Source organism: Streptomyces sp. SM1 (assembly GCF_002910825.1).
Classification (GTDB): domain Bacteria; phylum Actinomycetota; class Actinomycetes; order Streptomycetales; family Streptomycetaceae; genus Streptomyces; species Streptomyces okerensis.
The window spans coordinates 1-975 of the sequence record NZ_NEUB01000571.1; the positions used below are offsets into that span (position 1 = coordinate 1).

Below are 975 nucleotides of genomic sequence, written 5' to 3' on the forward strand. Positions count from 1 at the left end.
CCGGCGCCTCGCGCCGTACCGCGTGAAACCGGCCGCTCGCGCCCGCTCCGGGCCGCCGCCGGCACGCGTGGCTAGCGGGTGCCCACCGCTGCCCGTACCGCCCGGCGGGCCAGCTGGCAGTCGTCGTGGAGGCGGCGCAGGAGCAGGCGCTGTTCCTCGCCGGATGGTGTGGTACCCGGATGCCCTACCGGCACCGTCTCGTGCATCGAGCGCTGCACGGCCGTCTCGTACGTACGGATCTCCCGGGTCAGCACCAGCATCAGGTTGACCAGGAAGGCGTCCCGTGAGGCGAGCCCCGCCGACTGGGCGATCTGGCTGATCTGGCGCCGGGCCACCGGCGCGTCTCCGAGGACCGACCACAGCGTCGCCAGGTCGTACCCCGGCAGGTACCAGCCCGCGTGCTCCCAGTCCACCAGCACCGGGCCGGCCGGCGAGATCAGGATGTTCGAGAGCAGGGCGTCGCCGTGGCAGAACTGGCCCATGCCCTGCCGTCCGGTCGCCAGCGCGATGCCGTGCAGCAGCTTCTGCAGGTCGCCGAGGTCCCGGTCGGTGAGCAGTCCCAGCTCGTGGTAGCGGGAGATACGGGCCGCGTAGTCCAGCGGCGCGTCGAACGTCCCGGCCGGCGGCCGCCAGGAGTTCAGCCGGCAGATCGCGCCGAGTGCGGCCCTGATGTCCGCCCGCGGCGGTGCCTCCGCCGGGTGCCGCTGGAGTGCCGCCACCCTGCCGGGCAGCCGTTCGATCACCAGCGTGCAGTTGTCCGGATCCGCCGCGATCAGCCGGGGCGCCCGCACGGGGGGGCGGTGCCGGACGAACGAGCGGTATGCCGCTATTTCGTGGCGGATGCGCTCACTCCACGCGGGGGAGTGGTCCAGTAAGCACTTGGCGACCGCGGTGCTGCGGCCCGTCGTGCCGACCAGGAGGACGGACCTGCCGGTGCGGCGCAGCACCTGGACCGGCGCGAACTCCGGGCAGATG

1 protein-coding gene is annotated in these 975 nt (G+C 73.4%); it reads right to left on the reverse strand.

The features are described from left to right. Nucleotides 1-71: 71 nt before the first annotated feature. The coding region (locus B9S61_RS13840) for an aminoglycoside phosphotransferase family protein (RefSeq protein WP_103542526.1) at nt 72-975 on the reverse strand (904 nt) is incomplete at its 5' end.